At 70.7% G+C, this 14460-nt stretch carries 10 protein-coding genes; 1 reads left to right on the top strand and 9 read right to left on the bottom strand.

Annotation, left to right across the window (positions count from 1 at the left end):
• Window positions 1–14: 14 nt before the first annotated feature.
• The 4 genes from ACWTPI_RS26325 to czcI all read right to left on the bottom strand — a co-directional run bounded on the left by ACWTPI_RS26325 (window position 15) and on the right by czcI (window position 6571).
• Window positions 15–3236: a CusA/CzcA family heavy metal efflux RND transporter gene (locus ACWTPI_RS26325; RefSeq protein WP_454733181.1), complete on the bottom strand. Its 3222-nt coding sequence runs from the start codon at window positions 3234–3236 to the stop codon at window positions 15–17.
• A 12-nt stretch (window positions 3237–3248) separates the two neighbouring features.
• The gene (locus tag ACWTPI_RS26330) at window positions 3249–4814 is read right to left on the bottom strand and encodes an efflux RND transporter periplasmic adaptor subunit (protein ID WP_454733182.1); all 1566 of its coding nucleotides are present in this window, start codon (window positions 4812–4814) and stop codon (window positions 3249–3251) included.
• Window positions 4815–4832: 18 nt separating this feature from the next.
• Window positions 4833–6101, bottom strand: a complete 1269-nt coding sequence (locus tag ACWTPI_RS26335; protein ID WP_454733183.1) for a TolC family protein — start codon at window positions 6099–6101, stop codon at window positions 4833–4835.
• Between the two features lie 74 nt (window positions 6102–6175).
• Window positions 6176–6571, bottom strand: coding sequence for a cation efflux protein, CzcI family (gene czcI, locus ACWTPI_RS26340; protein WP_020204869.1), 396 nt, complete (start codon window positions 6569–6571; stop codon window positions 6176–6178).
• A 228-nt stretch (window positions 6572–6799) separates the two neighbouring features.
• Here czcI and ACWTPI_RS26345 point away from each other — a divergent pair, with 228 nt between their 5' ends.
• Window positions 6800–9307, top strand: a complete 2508-nt coding sequence (locus ACWTPI_RS26345; protein ID WP_454740574.1) for a heavy metal translocating P-type ATPase — start codon at window positions 6800–6802, stop codon at window positions 9305–9307.
• A gap of 105 nt (window positions 9308–9412) precedes the next feature.
• On the opposite strand, the gene ACWTPI_RS26350 is transcribed toward ACWTPI_RS26345, so the two are convergent.
• Genes ACWTPI_RS26350 through ACWTPI_RS26370 form a run of 5 tightly spaced genes read right to left on the bottom strand, consistent with a single transcriptional unit; the run spans window position 9413 to window position 14436 of the window.
• Complete coding sequence (locus ACWTPI_RS26350; protein WP_454733186.1) at window positions 9413–10303, bottom strand: polysaccharide deacetylase family protein; 891 nt, start codon at window positions 10301–10303, stop codon at window positions 9413–9415.
• A gap of 11 nt (window positions 10304–10314) precedes the next feature.
• Window positions 10315–11367 carry a bifunctional UDP-4-keto-pentose/UDP-xylose synthase gene (locus tag ACWTPI_RS26355; protein ID WP_454733187.1) on the bottom strand — a complete coding sequence of 351 codons (1053 nt, stop codon included), beginning with the start codon at window positions 11365–11367 and terminating at the stop codon, window positions 10315–10317.
• Complete coding sequence (locus ACWTPI_RS26360) at window positions 11364–12305, bottom strand: formyltransferase (RefSeq protein ID WP_454733188.1); 942 nt, start codon at window positions 12303–12305, stop codon at window positions 11364–11366. Before ACWTPI_RS26360 ends, ACWTPI_RS26355 begins: the two co-directional genes overlap by 4 nt.
• Window positions 12293–13294 (bottom strand): glycosyltransferase, encoded by a 1002-nt coding sequence (locus tag ACWTPI_RS26365; protein ID WP_029044451.1) that lies wholly within the window; start codon window positions 13292–13294, stop codon window positions 12293–12295. Before ACWTPI_RS26365 ends, ACWTPI_RS26360 begins: the two co-directional genes overlap by 13 nt.
• Window positions 13273–14436: a DegT/DnrJ/EryC1/StrS family aminotransferase gene (locus tag ACWTPI_RS26370; protein ID WP_059411775.1), complete on the bottom strand. Its 1164-nt coding sequence runs from the start codon at window positions 14434–14436 to the stop codon at window positions 13273–13275. The genes ACWTPI_RS26365 and ACWTPI_RS26370 overlap by 22 nt, the downstream gene beginning before the upstream one ends.
• Between the last annotated feature and the right edge of the window lie 24 nt (window positions 14437–14460).

A 14460-nucleotide genomic window follows, 5' to 3' on the forward strand; every position in this document is an offset into this window, starting at 1 on the left:
ACGCCGTCACGCCGTCACGCTGGCAACCGCGCCGCGCCGGTTTCCGCCTCGCCGCCGCCGTCCTGCTGTCCCACATCCTGTTCTCCCTCCTGCTCCGCCTCGCGCCGGTGCGCCAGCCGGTACAGCACCGGCAGCACCAGCAGCGTGAGCGCGGTGGACGACAGGATGCCGCCGATCACCACCGTGGCCAGCGGCCGCTGCACTTCCGCGCCGGTGCCGGTGGCGATGGCCATCGGGATGAAACCGAGTGAGGCCACCAGCGCGGTCATCAGCACCGGGCGCAGCCGCGTGAGGGCGCCGGTGTGGATGGCTTCGTCGAGCGGCTTGCCTTCCTCGCGCAGGCTGCGGATGAACGACAGCATCACCAGCCCGTTGAGCACGGCCACGCCGGACAGGGCGATGAAGCCGACCGCGGCCGAGATCGACAGCGGGATGCCGCGCAGCCACAGCGCGAGGATACCGCCGGTCAGCGCGAACGGGATGCCGGTGAAGACCAGCAGGCCGTCGCGCACGTTGCCGAACATCGCGAACAGCAGCACGAACACCATCAGCAGCGCCACCGGCACCACGATCTGCAGGCGCGTGGTGGCGGACTGCAGCTGCTCGAAGGTGCCGCCCCAGGTGATCCAGTAGCCGGCCGGGACCTTGACCTGGCGGTCGAGCGCGCTCATGGCCGCGGGGACGAAGCTGCCCACGTCGCTGCCGCGCACGTTGGCGCTGACCACGATGCGGCGCTTGCCGTTCTCGCGCGAGACCTGGTTGGGGCCGGGCGCGAGCGTGAGCGTGGCGATCTCGCCGAGCGGGATGTAGCTGGCCGGCGCGGCCTCGCCGTTGCGCGCGGCGCCGCCGCGCGGCAGCGGGATGGGCAGGCGGCGCAGCGCCTCGACGTCGGCGCGGATGCCTTCGGGCAGGCGCACGCCGATGTTGAAGCGGCGGTCGCCCTGGAAGAAGATGCCCGCGTCGCGCCCGCCCACGGCGATGGCCACGGTGTCCTGCACGTCGGTCATGTTGAGGCCGTAGCGCGCCGCGCGGGCGCGGTCCACGTCCACCGTGAGCACCGGCAGGCCGCTGGTCTGCTCGACCTTGACCTCGGCCGCGCCGGGGATGCCGCGCAGCACGCCAGCGACCTTCTGCGCGGTGTCTTCCAGCACCTGGTTGTCGTCGCCGAAGATCTTGACGGCGACGTCGCTGCGCACGCCGGAGATCAGTTCGTTGAAGCGCAACTGGATCGGCTGCGAGAACTCGTACTTGTTGCCGGGGATCGTTTCCAGTTCGGCCTCCATCTGCGCCAGCAGCTGCTCGCGCGTCTTGCCCGGATCGGGCCACTGCGCGCGCGGCCTGAGCATGATGTAGCCGTCGGACGCATTGGGCGGCATCGGGTCCGAGGCGATCTCGGCGGTGCCGGTGCGGGCGAAGACGCGCTCGATCTCGGGGAATTTCTCCTTGAGCCGGGTCTCGATCTGCTGCTGCATGGCGAGCGACTGCGTCAGGCTGGTGCCCGGGATGCGCAGCGCCTGCACGGCGAAGTCGCCTTCGTTGAGGTTGGGGATGAACTCGCTGCCCAGGCGCGTGGCCACCAGCCCGCTGAGCAGCACGGCCACCGCGGCGAAGGCCAGCACCACCGGCGTGTTGGCCAGGGTCTTGCCGAGCAGCGGCGCGTAGGCGCGCCGGGCCCACAGCATCAGGCGGTTTTCCTTCTCGGCCACCTTGTCGCCGATGAACAGCGCCACCGCCGCCGGCACGAACGTCACCGACAGGATCATCGCGCCGGCCAGCGCCAGCACCACGGTCATGGCCATCGGGTGGAACATCTTGCCCTCCACGCCGGTGAGCGCGAAGATCGGGATGTAGACGATCATGATGATGAACTGGCCGAACACCAGCGCCCGACGCGCCTCCTGCGAGGCCGCGAACACTTCGTGGAAGCGCTCGCCGCGCGTGAGCGGCCTGCCGTGGCGCTGGCGCGCGTGGGCGAGGCGGCGCACGCAGTTCTCGACGATGACCACCGCGCCGTCGATGATGATGCCGAAGTCCAGCGCGCCCAGGCTCATCAGGTTGGCGCTGATCTTGTACGTCACCATGCCGGTGAAGGTAAACAGCATCGACAGCGGGATCACCAGCGCGGTGATCACCGCCGCGCGCAGGTTGCCGAGGAACAGGAACAGGATCACCACGACCAGCGCCGCGCCCTCGATCAGGTTCTTCTTGACGGTGGCGATGGCGCGGTCCACCAGCAGGGTGCGGTCATACACGGTGACGGCCTTGACGCCCGCCGGCAGCGAGCGGTTGATGGCCGCCATGCGCTTGTCCACCGCCTGCGACACGGCCCGGCTGTTCTCGCCGATCAGCATGAAGACGGTGCCCAGCACCACCTCGCGCCCGTTGTCGGTGGCCGCGCCCGTGCGCAGCTCGCGGCCGATGCCGACCTCGGCCAGGTCGCGGATGCGGATCGGCTGGCCCTGCGCGCTGCCGACGATGATCTCGCGGATGTCGTCGACCGACCTGACCTGTCCCGGCGCGCGCACCAGGTACTGCTCGCCGCGCCGCTCGATGTAGCCGGCGCCCACGTTGGCGTTGTTCTTCTCCAGCGCGGCCACCACGTCCTGCAGGCTCAGGCCGTAGGAGGCCAGGCGCTCGGGGCTGGGCGCCACCAGGTATTCCTTGGCGAAGCCGCCGATGGAGTTGATCTCGGTCACGCCGGGCACGGTGCGCAGCTGCGGCTTGATGACCCAGTCCTGGATCTCGCGCAGGTCGGTCGGCGTGTAGGCGCCGCCGTCGGGCTTCCTGGCGCCGTCCTCGGCTTCCACGGTCCACAGGTAGATCTCGCCGAGGCCGGTGGAGATCGGGCCCATCTGCGGCGCCACGCCCGGCGGCAGGTTGCGCGCGGCCTCCTGGATGCGCTGGTTGACCAGCTGGCGCGCGAAGTAGATGTCGGTGCCGTCCTTGAAGATCACCGTGACCTGCGACAGCCCGTAGCGCGACAGCGAGCGGGTCTGCTCCAGCCCGGGCAGGCCGGACATGGCGGTCTCGATCGGGTAGGTCACGCGCTGCTCGGCCTCCAGCGGCGAATAGCCGGGCGCGGCGGTGTTGATCTGCACCTGCACGTTGGTGATGTCGGGCACGGCGTCGATCGGCAGCCGGCTGTAGTTGTACGCGCCGAGCGCGGCGATGGCCAGCACGGCCAGCAGCACCAGCCAGCGCTGCGCGATGGCGAAGCGGATCAGTCGTTCGAACATATCGGTCTCCGCTTAGTGGCTGTGTTCGGCGCCGGCCTTGCCGAGTTCCGCCTTGACCATGAAGCTGTTGCCGGCCACGTACTGCCAGCCGGCCCGCATGCCCTCGGTGATCTCGACCAGCCTGCCGTCGCCGCGCCCGGTCTTGACCGGCTGCGCCAGGAAGCCGCCCGGCACGGCGACGAACACCACCTGCTGGTCGCCGTGGCTCTGCAGCGCCTGCGCGTCGATGGCGACCGGCACCTCGGCGCTGGAATCCGTCACGCCCACGGTGACGAACAGCCCCGGGCGCCAGGCCATCTTGGGGTTGGCCAGGGTCACGCGCGCGGTGGCCGTGCGGGTCTGCTGGCCCAGCAGCGAGCCGACGTAGGAGACCGTGCCTTCGGCCTTGCCGTCGAACGCGGTCGAGGCGATGCGCACCTTCTCGCCCACGCGCACGCGGTCGAGGTCCTTGGGCGCGATCACGAACTCGGCCCACACGGTGCTCAGGTCGGAGATGGTGAAGACGTTGGCGTCGGCGGCCACGGCTTCGCCGAGCGCGAGATGCTTTTCCACCACGGTGCCGTCGAACGGCGCGCGCAGCTCGAAGCGGTTGAGCGCGCGCGCGTTGTCCGTGCTGCCACCCGCGCCGCCGCCCGCGCTGCCGGACGCGCCGATGGCGGTGAGCTTCTGCGCGGCATTCTGCGTGGCGATGCGGGCTTCCTGCAGCGCGGTGCGCGCGGCCAGGTAGTCCTGCTCGGCGGAGATCCTGTCCTCCCACAGCTTCTTCTCGCGCCGGAAGGTCGTCTCGGCCAGTTCCAGGCGCTTCTGCGCGGCCAGCAGCTCGCTGCGCTGGTCCGACAGCGTGGTGCTGGCCAGCACCGCCAGCAGGTCGCCCTTGCGCACCTGCTGGCCCAGGTTGGCGGACACGCCTTCGACCACGCCGGCCACGCGCGGCACCACGTGCGCGGTGCGGTCTTCGTTGAAGCGGATCTCGCCGGGGAAGGACACGGTGCCTTCGATGCGGGCCGGGCCGGCGCCTTGCAGCGTCAGGCCCGCGCCCTGGATCTGCGCGGGCGTCATCTCGACCAGGCCTTCCTCCTTGCGCAGCTTGATGGCAAGCGGGGCGCTCGCGCCGGGCAGGGTCACGTCGAGGCTGGCTTCGAAAGCGTGCGGCTCGCCGATGGCCGCCGCGCTTTGCAGGTAGGCCTGGGCCGGCGCGAAGGCGAGGCGCTCGCGCTCTCCGGTCAGCCGCCGCAGTTCGCCGGCGGCCTTGACGCCGGCGGGCGCGAGCGGCTGGCCCGCGCGCGAGGCCCAGAGCCGCAGGCGCGAGCCGCCTTCGCCGGGGCCGGCTTCGGCCACCAGCACTTCGACGGCGGCGTCGCCCTGCCGGAACAGCTGGCCGCCGTTGGGGCCGGCGGTGCTGTCGTGGTTTTCGCCGTTGCCGTCGCTGTCGCCGTGGGCGGCGGCTTCCGCGTGGGTGTCGCCGCCGTGCGCGCCGGTATCGCTGCCGCGCCCGGCGAAGATCAGCGCCGCGCCGGCCAGCGCGCCGCCGGCGAGGATGACGGCGACGGCGGTTTTCTGCTTTGTGTTGATTGCCATGATGGGGTTCCTTTGGCGCTAGCGGCCGAGAATGCGGTCGATGGTGGTGGCGGCCTGGTAGGCGCTGGCGACCACGCCGAGATAGCGCACGCGCGCCTGGAACCAGGTGCGCTGCGCATCGAGCACGTCGAGGAAATTGAACTTGCCGGCCTCGAAGCCGCGCGTGGCGGCCTCGTAGGCCTGCTGCGCGGCGGGCAGCACGGTGCCGCGCAGCGCCTGCGCCGAGGCGCGCGACACCGTCAGCTGCTGCGCGGCCTGCTGCAGTTCGCCGGACAGGCGCACCTGGGTGGCGCGGTATTCGTCGGCGGCCTTGTCGGCCTGGCGCGTGGCGGCGTAGAGATTGCCCTGGTTGCGGTCGAACAGCGGCAGCGGCAGGGCCACGCCGACCACCGGCATGGTGCCGCGCTGCGCGCCGTTGTCGCGCTTGCTGCCCAGGCTCAGGGTCAGGTCGGGGTACTGGCGGCTGCGCTCCACGCCGATCACGGCCTGGCGCCGCTCGAGTTCGAGCCGGCTGCTGAGCAGTTCGGGCGCGCTGTCGAGCGCCTGCATCAGGCTGGCGGTGTCGGGGCGCGCGGGCAGCGCGTCGAGGTTGCCGGCGGCCTCGCTGAAGCGGGCCTCGCCGCTGCCCCACAGGTTGGCCAGCGACAGGCGCACGGCGGCCAGCCCGGCCTCGGCGTCGGCCACCTCCAGTTCGGCGTTGGCCTGCTCGACGCGCGCCTTGCTTTCCTCCAGCGGGGCGATCTTGCCGGCCGCCACGCGGCGCGCCGCGGCCTGCGCGCCCTTGGCGGCGATCTCGGCGGCGCCGCGCGCCAGCTTGAGGCGCTCCTGCGCGACGACCACGCCGAAAAAGCCGCCGACCACGGCCGCGCGCAGGCCGGCATGCGCCGCGCCGAGCCGGGACTGCGCCAGCTCGCGCGCCTTCTGCGCCGCGCCGATGCGCGCCGCGCGCTTGCCGCCGAGCTCGATGGGCAGGTTGATCTGCGCGGTGGTGGTGCGGGTGTCGCGGCGGTTGTCCTCGAGCAGGACGGCGACTTCGGGGTTGGGCAGGACGCGGGCCTGCATGATGCCGCCCTCGGCGGCATCGAGCTCATGGCCGGCGGCCGACAGCGTGAAGCTGCGCGCGCTTGCCAGCGCGAGGGCGTCGTCCAGCGTCAGCGGGCCGGCGGCTTCCTCGGCCTGCGGCGCCGGCAGCATGGCGGGCATGGCGGCGGGCGCCGCGCCCTGGGCGGGCACGGCGGGACTGAGCAAAGCTGCCGCCAGCCCGAGCGGCATTACAAGTGTTCTCATCGAATTTCACCGGAAAAAGACCAGGGAAGCTCGGCGAGACGGGAGTCTGGAAAGGAGTGGGGTCGTCTCGCCGGTCAGGCGGACGGCCACTGGGGGCGGTCGGGCGTGGTGCCCGGCGCGGAGAGGAAGGACGGGGCCAGCGCGTGGTAGCTGATCGCTACCCCGAAGTGCGCGCCGGCGCCGGAGAAGTCGGGCAGCACGAGCTGCGCGCCGGCGAAATGGCAGACCGCGCAGTCGAGGTCGGGCAGCTTGGTCTTGCCGCTGCCGTCCTGGCTGTCCTTGTCGCCGGCGGCGCGGTGGTCGGCGGCTTCGCCGTGGTGGGCATGGCTGTGATGGCCGAAATGCCACTTCGCGCCGATCGCGTCGGCGCGGTCCTGCTGGCCGTCATGGCTGCAATAGGCCGCGGCGCCCGCCCAGGCGAACTGGAGCGGCAGCAGGAGCACGAACAGCAGGATCAGGAAACGGCGCATGCGGCGGATTATATAGGCAGCGGCTTTGACCGGGATACGGCCAGGATATGACCAAGATGCGGCCGGGGTCTTGTCCCCTGGCTGGCGGGAATGGCGGGTTTGAGCGGGAAACGTGGCGAGGGTTCCCCGGCAGGCCATGCGGCAGGCAATTCACTTCCGGCGCTTGACCCTGTAGCCGCTCCAGGGTCTTAAATGGACGGCAAGCACAACAAAGCAGGGAGCACCGCCATGTCCAACGCCACGCCAGACCACGCCGCCGTCCGCGAGCGGGAGGGCGACAGCCATGACCATGCGCACGATCAGACGGAAAACCGCGCGCATGGCCATGCGCATTGCTGCGACCACGACCACGACAGTAACCACGGCCAGGACCATCAGCACGCGCACGACCACGCGCACGACCACGCGCACGACCACGCGCACGACCACGCGCACGACCACGCACACGACCACGCACACGACCACGCACACGATCACGCGCAAGGCCAGCCGCACGGCCATGCCAGCGCGTCCGCCTGCTGCGGCGGCGGATGCGCCTCGGCCGGCATGGCGCCCGCGCCCGCCGCCAACGTGCCGGCCGGCGCCGCGATGGCCACCTATCGCATCGACGCGATGGACTGCCCGACCGAGGAAACCCTGATCCGCAACAAGCTCGGCAGCATGGCGGGCGTGGCGGGGCTGCAGTTCAACCTGATGCAGCGCGTGCTGACGGTGCACCACACGCTGGATTCGCTGGACCCGGTGGTGCGCGCCATCGAAAGCCTCGGCATGAAGGCCGAGCCGCTCTCGGAACAGGCCGCCGAGCTCGCCCCGCAGGCCGCCAGGCCGTGGTGGCCGCTGGCGCTGGCCGGCGCGGCGGCGCTGGGCGCGGAAGCGGTGGGCTGGCTGCAGGTGCCGGGGCAGGACTGGCTGGCGCCGGTGCTGGCGCTGGCGGCGGTCGCCATCGCCGGCCTCGGCGTGTACAAGAAGGGCTGGATCGCGCTGTCCAACGGCAACCTGAACATCAACGCGCTGATGAGCATCGCCGTGACCGGCGCGATGCTGATCCGCCAGTGGCCGGAAGCGGCGATGGTGATGGTGCTGTTCGCGCTGGCCGAGCGCATCGAGGCCGCCTCGCTGGACCGCGCGCGCAACGCCGTGCGCGGCCTGATGGCGATGGCGCCCGAGCAGGCCACGGTGCGGCAGGCGGACGGCAACTGGCAGGCGGTCGACGCGCGCGCGGTGGCCGTCGGCGCGCTGGTGCGGCTGCGCCCGGGCGAGCGCGTGGCGCTCGACGGCCGCGTGCTGCGCGGCCAGTCCACGCTGGACCAGGCGCCCATCACCGGCGAGAGCGTGCCGGTGGACAAGGGCGTGGGCGACGCGCTGTTCGCCGGCACCATCAACCAGGCCGGCGAACTGGAATACGAAGTGACCGCCGCCGCCAGCGGCTCCACGCTCGCGCGCATCATCCACGCGGTCGAGGCCGCGCAGGGCAGCCGCGCGCCCACGCAGCGCTTCGTCGACCGCTTCGCGCGCGTGTACACGCCGCTGGTCTTCCTCGGCGCGGTGCTGGTGGCGGTGGTGCCGCCGCTGGCGCTGGACGGCGACTGGAGCGCGTGGATCTACAAGGCGCTGGTGCTGCTGGTGATCGCCTGCCCGTGCGCGCTGGTGATCTCCACGCCGGTGACGATCGTCAGCGGCCTGGCCGCGGCGGCGCGGCGCGGCATCCTGATCAAGGGCGGGATCTATCTCGAGCAGGGCAAGGACCTGGCCTGGCTGGCGCTGGACAAGACCGGCACCATCACGCACGGCAAGCCCGCGCAGACCGACTTCCAGCCGCTTGGCGAGATCGCCGCGGGCGGCGCCGCGGCAAGCGCGGCGGCGCGCGCGGTGGCGGCCAGCCTGGCCGGCCGCTCGGACCATCCGGTGTCGATGGCGGTGGCCAGCGCGGCGCGCGCCGAAGGCATCGCGCCGCTGGACGTGCGGGACTTCGCGGCGCTGCCCGGCTACGGCGTGAGCGGCACCGTCAACGGCCGCGCGTATTACCTCGGCAACCACCGCCTGATCCATGACCGCGGGCTGTGCTCGCCCGAGTTGGAGGCCACGCTGGAAGCGCTGGAGCGGCAAGGCAAGACGGTGGTGGTGCTGGGCGCCGACCACGGTGTCGAGGCTCTGTTCGGCGTGGCCGACACGGTCAAGGACCACAGCCGCCAGGCCGTGGCCGAGCTGCACGCGCTGGGCGTGCGCACGCTGATGCTGTCGGGCGACAACCCGCACACGGCGCAGGCCATCGCCGCGCAGGTGCAGATCGACGAGGCGCGCGGCAATCAGTTGCCGCAGGACAAGGCCGATGCCATCGCCGCGCTGAGCGTGAAGGGCGGCGAAGGCGCCGCGGGCGGCGCCGGGCGCGTGGTGGTGGGCATGGTCGGCGACGGCGTCAACGATGCGCCCGCGCTGGCGCGCGCGGACATCGGCTTCGCGATGGGCGCGGCCGGCACCGACACCGCCATCGAGACCGCGGACGTGGCGCTGATGGACGACGACCTGCGCAAGATCCCCGCGTTCATCCGGCTGTCGCGGCGCACCTCGGCCATCCTGAAGCAGAACATCGCGCTGGCGCTCGGCATCAAGGTGATTTTCCTCGCGCTGACCGCGGCGGGCCTGGGCACCATGTGGATGGCCGTGTTCGCCGACATGGGCGCGAGTCTGCTGGTGGTGTTCAACGGGCTGCGGCTGGCGAAGGCGGGGCGGGGGTGAGGGATTAGCCAGCCGGGGAATTCGCTTTGCCGCACGGAGTTTCCCCTCTCCCATGAAACGGGAGAGGGGAGCAAACCGATGGCAATGCGGATGCGTTGCCGGTATTCAGGGCTGCACGATCAATTCGCCGCTGCGGCCTTCGATGGCGCCCCACGTGACCGGCGCCAGCGGCAAGGCGGTCCGGTCGAGATGCCGGTAGAGCGTGGCCATCGACACCAGTTCGTGGCCTTGCGCGCGCCAGCCGTCCAGCAGCCGGTTGAACACCGGCGCCAGCTTGCCGCCTTCGAGTTCGGTATGGAGCGTGAAGACGTGGTCGCGGCCGTCGCTGCTCAGGCGCAGCACGGCTTCGTGGACGTTGTCCTCGGTCAGGCCGTCCACGCCGATGAGTTCATCGAGTGTGGGCAGCGTGGTGGGCATCTGCACGTGGCGCAGCGCCACGCCGTCCACGGTGGGGATATACGGCGCGGTGCCGCGCCCGTCGGAGGCGTAGGCCATGCCCCAGTCGTCGATCTGGCGGAACGCTTCGTCGTTCATCTGCCAGCCGGCCGCGCCGTGCGTGGGCGGGGCTTCGCCGAAGATGTCGACGTAGCGGTCGAACGCGCTCTGCATCTGGCGCCGGGTCCAGGCCGCGTCGCGCGCGCGCACGTTGTCCTGCCAGTACACGTGGTCCCAGGTATGGATGCCGCACTCGTGGCCGGCCGCGCGCGCGGCGCGCATCTCGGCCGCGGCCTTGCGGCCGATGTCGGGGCCGGGCAGCAGCACGCCATACATCAGCGTGCGCAGGCCGTAGTTGGACACCACCGAGGTGCGCGAGACTTTCTGCAGGAAGCCGGGCCGGAACACGCGCCGCAGCGCCCAGCCGGTGTGGTCCGGGCCGAGGCTGAACAGGAAGGTGGCCTCGGCCCGCACGCGGGCCAGCATGGCGAGCAGCGCCGGCACGCCTTCGCGGGTGCCGCGCAACGTGTCGACGTCGACCTTGAGGGCGATGCGTGCCATCGGCGCGGGCCTCAGTTGGCCGAGTCGACCAGGGTGCGGGCCTCGACGACCTTGCCGCGGTAGGCCTCGAAGATGGCGCGCAGCGCGTCTTCCATGCTGACGGCGGGCTTCCAGCCGAGCTCTTCGATGGTGTTGTCGATCTTGGGCACGCGGTTCTGCACGTCCTGGTAGCCCTTGCCGTAGAAGTCGCCGGAGGACGTCTCGACGATCTGGGTCTGGCGGGCGAGCTCGGCGTATTCCGGGTAGTCGGCGGCCATCTTGAGCATCATCTCGGCGAGTTCGCGCACCGAGTGGATGTTGGCGGGGTTGCCGATGTTGTAGATCTTGCCGGTGGCGATGCCTTGCGGGTTCTCGATGATGCGCATAAGGGCGCTGATGCCGTCGGTGATGTCGGCGAAGGCGCGCTTCTGGGCGCCGCCGTCGACCAGCTTGATCGGCTCGCCGCGCACGATGTGGCCGAGGAACTGGGTGACGACGCGGGAGGAGCCTTCCTTCGACTCGAAGATGGAATCGAGGCCGGCGCCGATCCAGTTGAACGGGCGGAACAGGGTGTAGTTGAGGCCCTGCTCCATGCCGTAGGCGTGGATGACGCGGTCCATCAGCTGCTTGGAGCAGGCGTAGATCCAGCGGGGCTTGTTGATGGGGCCGCAGATGAGTTCGGAGGTATCGGGGTCGAACTCGTCGTCGTGGCACATGCCGTAGACCTCGGAGGTCGAGGGGAAGACGAGGTGCTTGCCGTACTTGACGGCGGCGCGGACGATGGGGAGGTTGGCCTCGAAGTCGAGCTCGAACACGCGCAGGGGCTGGCGCACGTAGGTGGCTGGGGTGGCGATGGCGACGAGGGGGAGGACGACATCGCACTTGCGGATGTTGTACTCGATCCACTCCTTGTTGATGGTGATGTCGCCCTCGAAGAAGTGCATGCGGGGGTGGTCGATCAGGTCGCCGAGGCGGTCGCTGGCCATGTCCATGCCGTAGACCTCCCACGGCGTGGTTTCGAGAATGCGGCGCGTCAGGTGGTGGCCGATGAAGCCGTTGACGCCAAGAATCAGGACCTTTTTCATCGGTGTTCCTCTTTGGACGATGCGGTAAGAAATGTAGAAAGTGCGTCGGGCGAAACGGCCTGTGCCGGCGCGCCCGCGTCGAGTAATTCGCGGATCAGGATCACTTCGCCGTCGCCGCACAGGCCGACGATCTGCCCGCCGGCCACGTGCAGGCCGGGCCGGGCGCTCGCCGGCAGGGCGGGCGCGGCGCCGTGCGGGCGGCGCGCCTGCGCCACCACGAAGCGGCGCGCGCCGACGTCGGTGAAGGCGCCGGGGTAGGGCGGCGCCACCGCGCGCACCAGGTCGTAGACCCGGGCGGCGCCTTGCTGCCAGTCGATGCGGCCGTCTTCCGGCTTGCGGCCGGAGAAGTAGCTGCCTTCGGCAAGGCGGTTGGGCAGCGGCACGATGTTGCCGGCCATCATGGCGGGCAGCGCGCGCCACAGCGTCTGCTCGGCGGCCACCGTGACCTTCTCGAAGACTTCGCCCGCGGTGTCGTCCGGCAGGATCGGCACGGCGGTCTGGTCGACGATGTAGCCGGCGTCCGGCTTGGCTTCCATCGCGTGCAGCGTGGCGCCGGTCTCGGTCTCGCCGTGCAGCACGGCCCAGTTCACCGGCACGCGGCCGCGGTACTTCGGCAGCAGCGAGCCGTGCATGTTGAACGCGCCGCGCGGCGCCAGCGCCAGCACGGCGGTGGGGATCATCGCGCGGTAGTAGAACGAGAAGATCATGTCCGGGCGCGCCGCGGCCACCGCCTCGGCCAGCGCCGGGTCGGCGGGGTCTTCACCGTAGATGAAGGGCACGCCGAGTTCGGCGGCGGTATCGGCGACGCGGCGGAACCAGATGTTCTCGTCCGGGCGATCGCGGTGAGTGACGACCAGCGCCACCTCGATGCCACGCGCGTGCAGCACGCGCAGGCAGCGGTCGCCGACGTTGTGGTAGGCGAAGACTACTGCGCGCACGATGGCTCCGTGGCCGGCTGGCCTTTCTGTGTTTCGGGGTTGCCCTCTAGCACCGCCTGGATGCGGTAGCGCGGGCGGTTGCGCACTTCCTGGTAGATGCGGCCGATGTACTCGCCCAGCAGGCCGATGCCGAACAGCATGATGCCGACCAGGAAGAAGTTGAAGGCCAGCAGGGTGAACACGCCCTGCACTTCCGCGCCGAGCAGGAAGCGGCGCACCAGCAGCACCGCCACCAGCCCGCCCGAGGCCAGCGACAGCAGCGTGCCGATGGCCGAGAACCATTGCAGCGGCACGATCGAGAAGCCCGTCACCAGGTCGAAGTTCAGCCGGATGAGCTGGAACAACGAGTACTTGGATTCGCCGGCGTGGCGCTGCTCGTGCTCGACCACGATCTCGACCGGGTTGGAGGAGAAGGTGTAGGCCAGCGCGGGAATGAAGGTGTTGACCTCGCGGCACGCGTTGATGGTGTCGATCACGTTGCGGTCGTAGGCGCGCAGCATGCAGCCCTGGTCGGTCATCTTGATGCGCGTGATGCGCTCGCGCAGCCGGTTCATGGCGCGCGACGCCACGCGGCGGAAGGCCGTGTCGTTGCGCTCGCGGCGGATGGTGCCGACGTAGTCGTGCCCTTCGCGCATGGTCGCCACCAGGCGCGGGATTTCTTCCGGCGGATTCTGCAGGTCGGCGTCCAGCGTGATGACGATCTGGCCGCGGGTCTGCTCGAAGCCGGCCAGGATGGCCATGTGCTGGCCGAAGTTGCCGTTGAACAACACCACGCGCGTGACGTCCGGGCGCAGCCGGTACTGGCTGGCCAGGATCTGCGCGGAGCGGTCGCGGCTGCCGTCGTTGACGAAGATGATCTCGTAGCTGCAGGCGAGGGCGTCGAGCGCCGGGTAGAGGCGGTCGAACAGGGCCTGCAGGCCGTCTTCCTCGTTATAGACGGGAATGACGACGGAGACCTCGACGGGGCTCATTTGAGGAGGCGTTTGCATGTTTCGCTGAGGGTTGCGCAGACCCGCTCCACGTCGGCGGCCTGCATCGCAGGGAACATCGGCAGGGTGAGGATGCCCTGTCCGATGCGCTCGGCATGGGGCAGCATGCCTTCGCGCCAGCCAAGGGAGCGGTAGTAGGTAAACAGGTGCAGGGCGGGATAGTGCACGCCGGTGCCGATGCCGCGCTCGCGCATGGCGTCCATCACGGCGGTGCGCCCGCCCGCGATGCGCGCGGCCGGCAGCACCACCTGGAACATGTGCCAGTTGGTGGTGGCCAGCTCGCCGTCGCGCGGCAGCGGCAGCTCGATGCCGAGTCCGGCCAGGCCGTGGTCGGCGGCACTGCGGAAATACGCCTCGGCCAGCTCGGCGCGGCGCGCGGTGACGTGATCCAGGTGCGCCAGTTGCGACAGGCCGATGGCGGCGTTGACGTCGGTCAGGTTGAACTTGCCGCCGGGCTCCTCCACGTCCATGCCGTCCGGGCCGCTGCGGATCACGCCCTGCAGGCGCAGGCGCTCGGCGCGCAGCGCTTCTTCCGGCGAGTTCATCACCAGGCAGCCGCCTTCGACGCTGGTGATGTTCTTGTTGGCCTGGAAGCTGAAGCTCACCAGGTCGCCGAAGGCGCCGATGCGCTGGCCGCGCCAGCGCGAGTCGATGGCCTGGGCGGCGTCCTCGATCACGCGCAGGCCGTGCTTGCGCGCGATGGCGTAGAGGCGGTCCATGTCGACCGGCAGGCCCGACAGGTAGACCGGCATGATGGCGCGCGTGCGCGGCGTGATGGCGGCTTCCACGGCGTCGAGGTCGAGGTTGCGCGTGCGCGGGTCGACGTCGACGAAGACCGGCTTGGCGCCCACGGTGACGACCACGTTGGCGGTGGCCACCCAGGTGATCGGCGTGGTGATGACCTCGTCGCCGGGGCCGATGTCGGCGATGCGCAGGGCGATTTCCATCGTCGCCGAGCCGTTGGCGAAGGTGCGCACCGGGCGGCCGCCGAACAGCGCGGACAGCGCGTCCTCGAACGCGTGCATCCTGGGGCCGGACGTGATCCAGCCCGAGGCCAGCACCTTGCCGACCTCGGCGATGGCGTCGGCGTCGATCGACGGCTTGACGAAGGGCAGGAAGGCTTGGGCAGCGGGTGCGGTCATGACGGTCGGGCCTTGCGGTACGTT

The organism is Cupriavidus ulmosensis, assembly GCF_977008105.1.

What these genes read in the sequence shown, in the direction of transcription:
- ACWTPI_RS26330 (WP_454733182.1), bottom strand. Translation starts at nt 4,814, where the DNA reads ATGGCAATCAACACAAAGCAGAAAACCGCCGTCGCCGTCATCCTCGCC.
- ACWTPI_RS26365 (WP_029044451.1), bottom strand. Translation starts at nt 13,294, where the DNA reads ATGCAAACGCCTCCTCAAATGAGCCCCGTCGAGGTCTCCGTCGTCATT.
- ACWTPI_RS26370 (WP_059411775.1), bottom strand. Translation starts at nt 14,436, where the DNA reads ATGACCGCACCCGCTGCCCAAGCCTTCCTGCCCTTCGTCAAGCCGTCG.
- ACWTPI_RS26350 (WP_454733186.1), bottom strand. Translation starts at nt 10,303, where the DNA reads ATGGCACGCATCGCCCTCAAGGTCGACGTCGACACGTTGCGCGGCACC.
- ACWTPI_RS26355 (WP_454733187.1), bottom strand. Translation starts at nt 11,367, where the DNA reads ATGAAAAAGGTCCTGATTCTTGGCGTCAACGGCTTCATCGGCCACCAC.
- ACWTPI_RS26335 (WP_454733183.1), bottom strand. Translation starts at nt 6,101, where the DNA reads ATGAGAACACTTGTAATGCCGCTCGGGCTGGCGGCAGCTTTGCTCAGT.
- czcI (WP_020204869.1), bottom strand. Translation starts at nt 6,571, where the DNA reads ATGCGCCGTTTCCTGATCCTGCTGTTCGTGCTCCTGCTGCCGCTCCAG.
- ACWTPI_RS26345 (WP_454740574.1), top strand. Translation starts at nt 6,800, where the DNA reads ATGTCCAACGCCACGCCAGACCACGCCGCCGTCCGCGAGCGGGAGGGC.
- ACWTPI_RS26325 (WP_454733181.1), bottom strand. Translation starts at nt 3,236, where the DNA reads ATGTTCGAACGACTGATCCGCTTCGCCATCGCGCAGCGCTGGCTGGTG.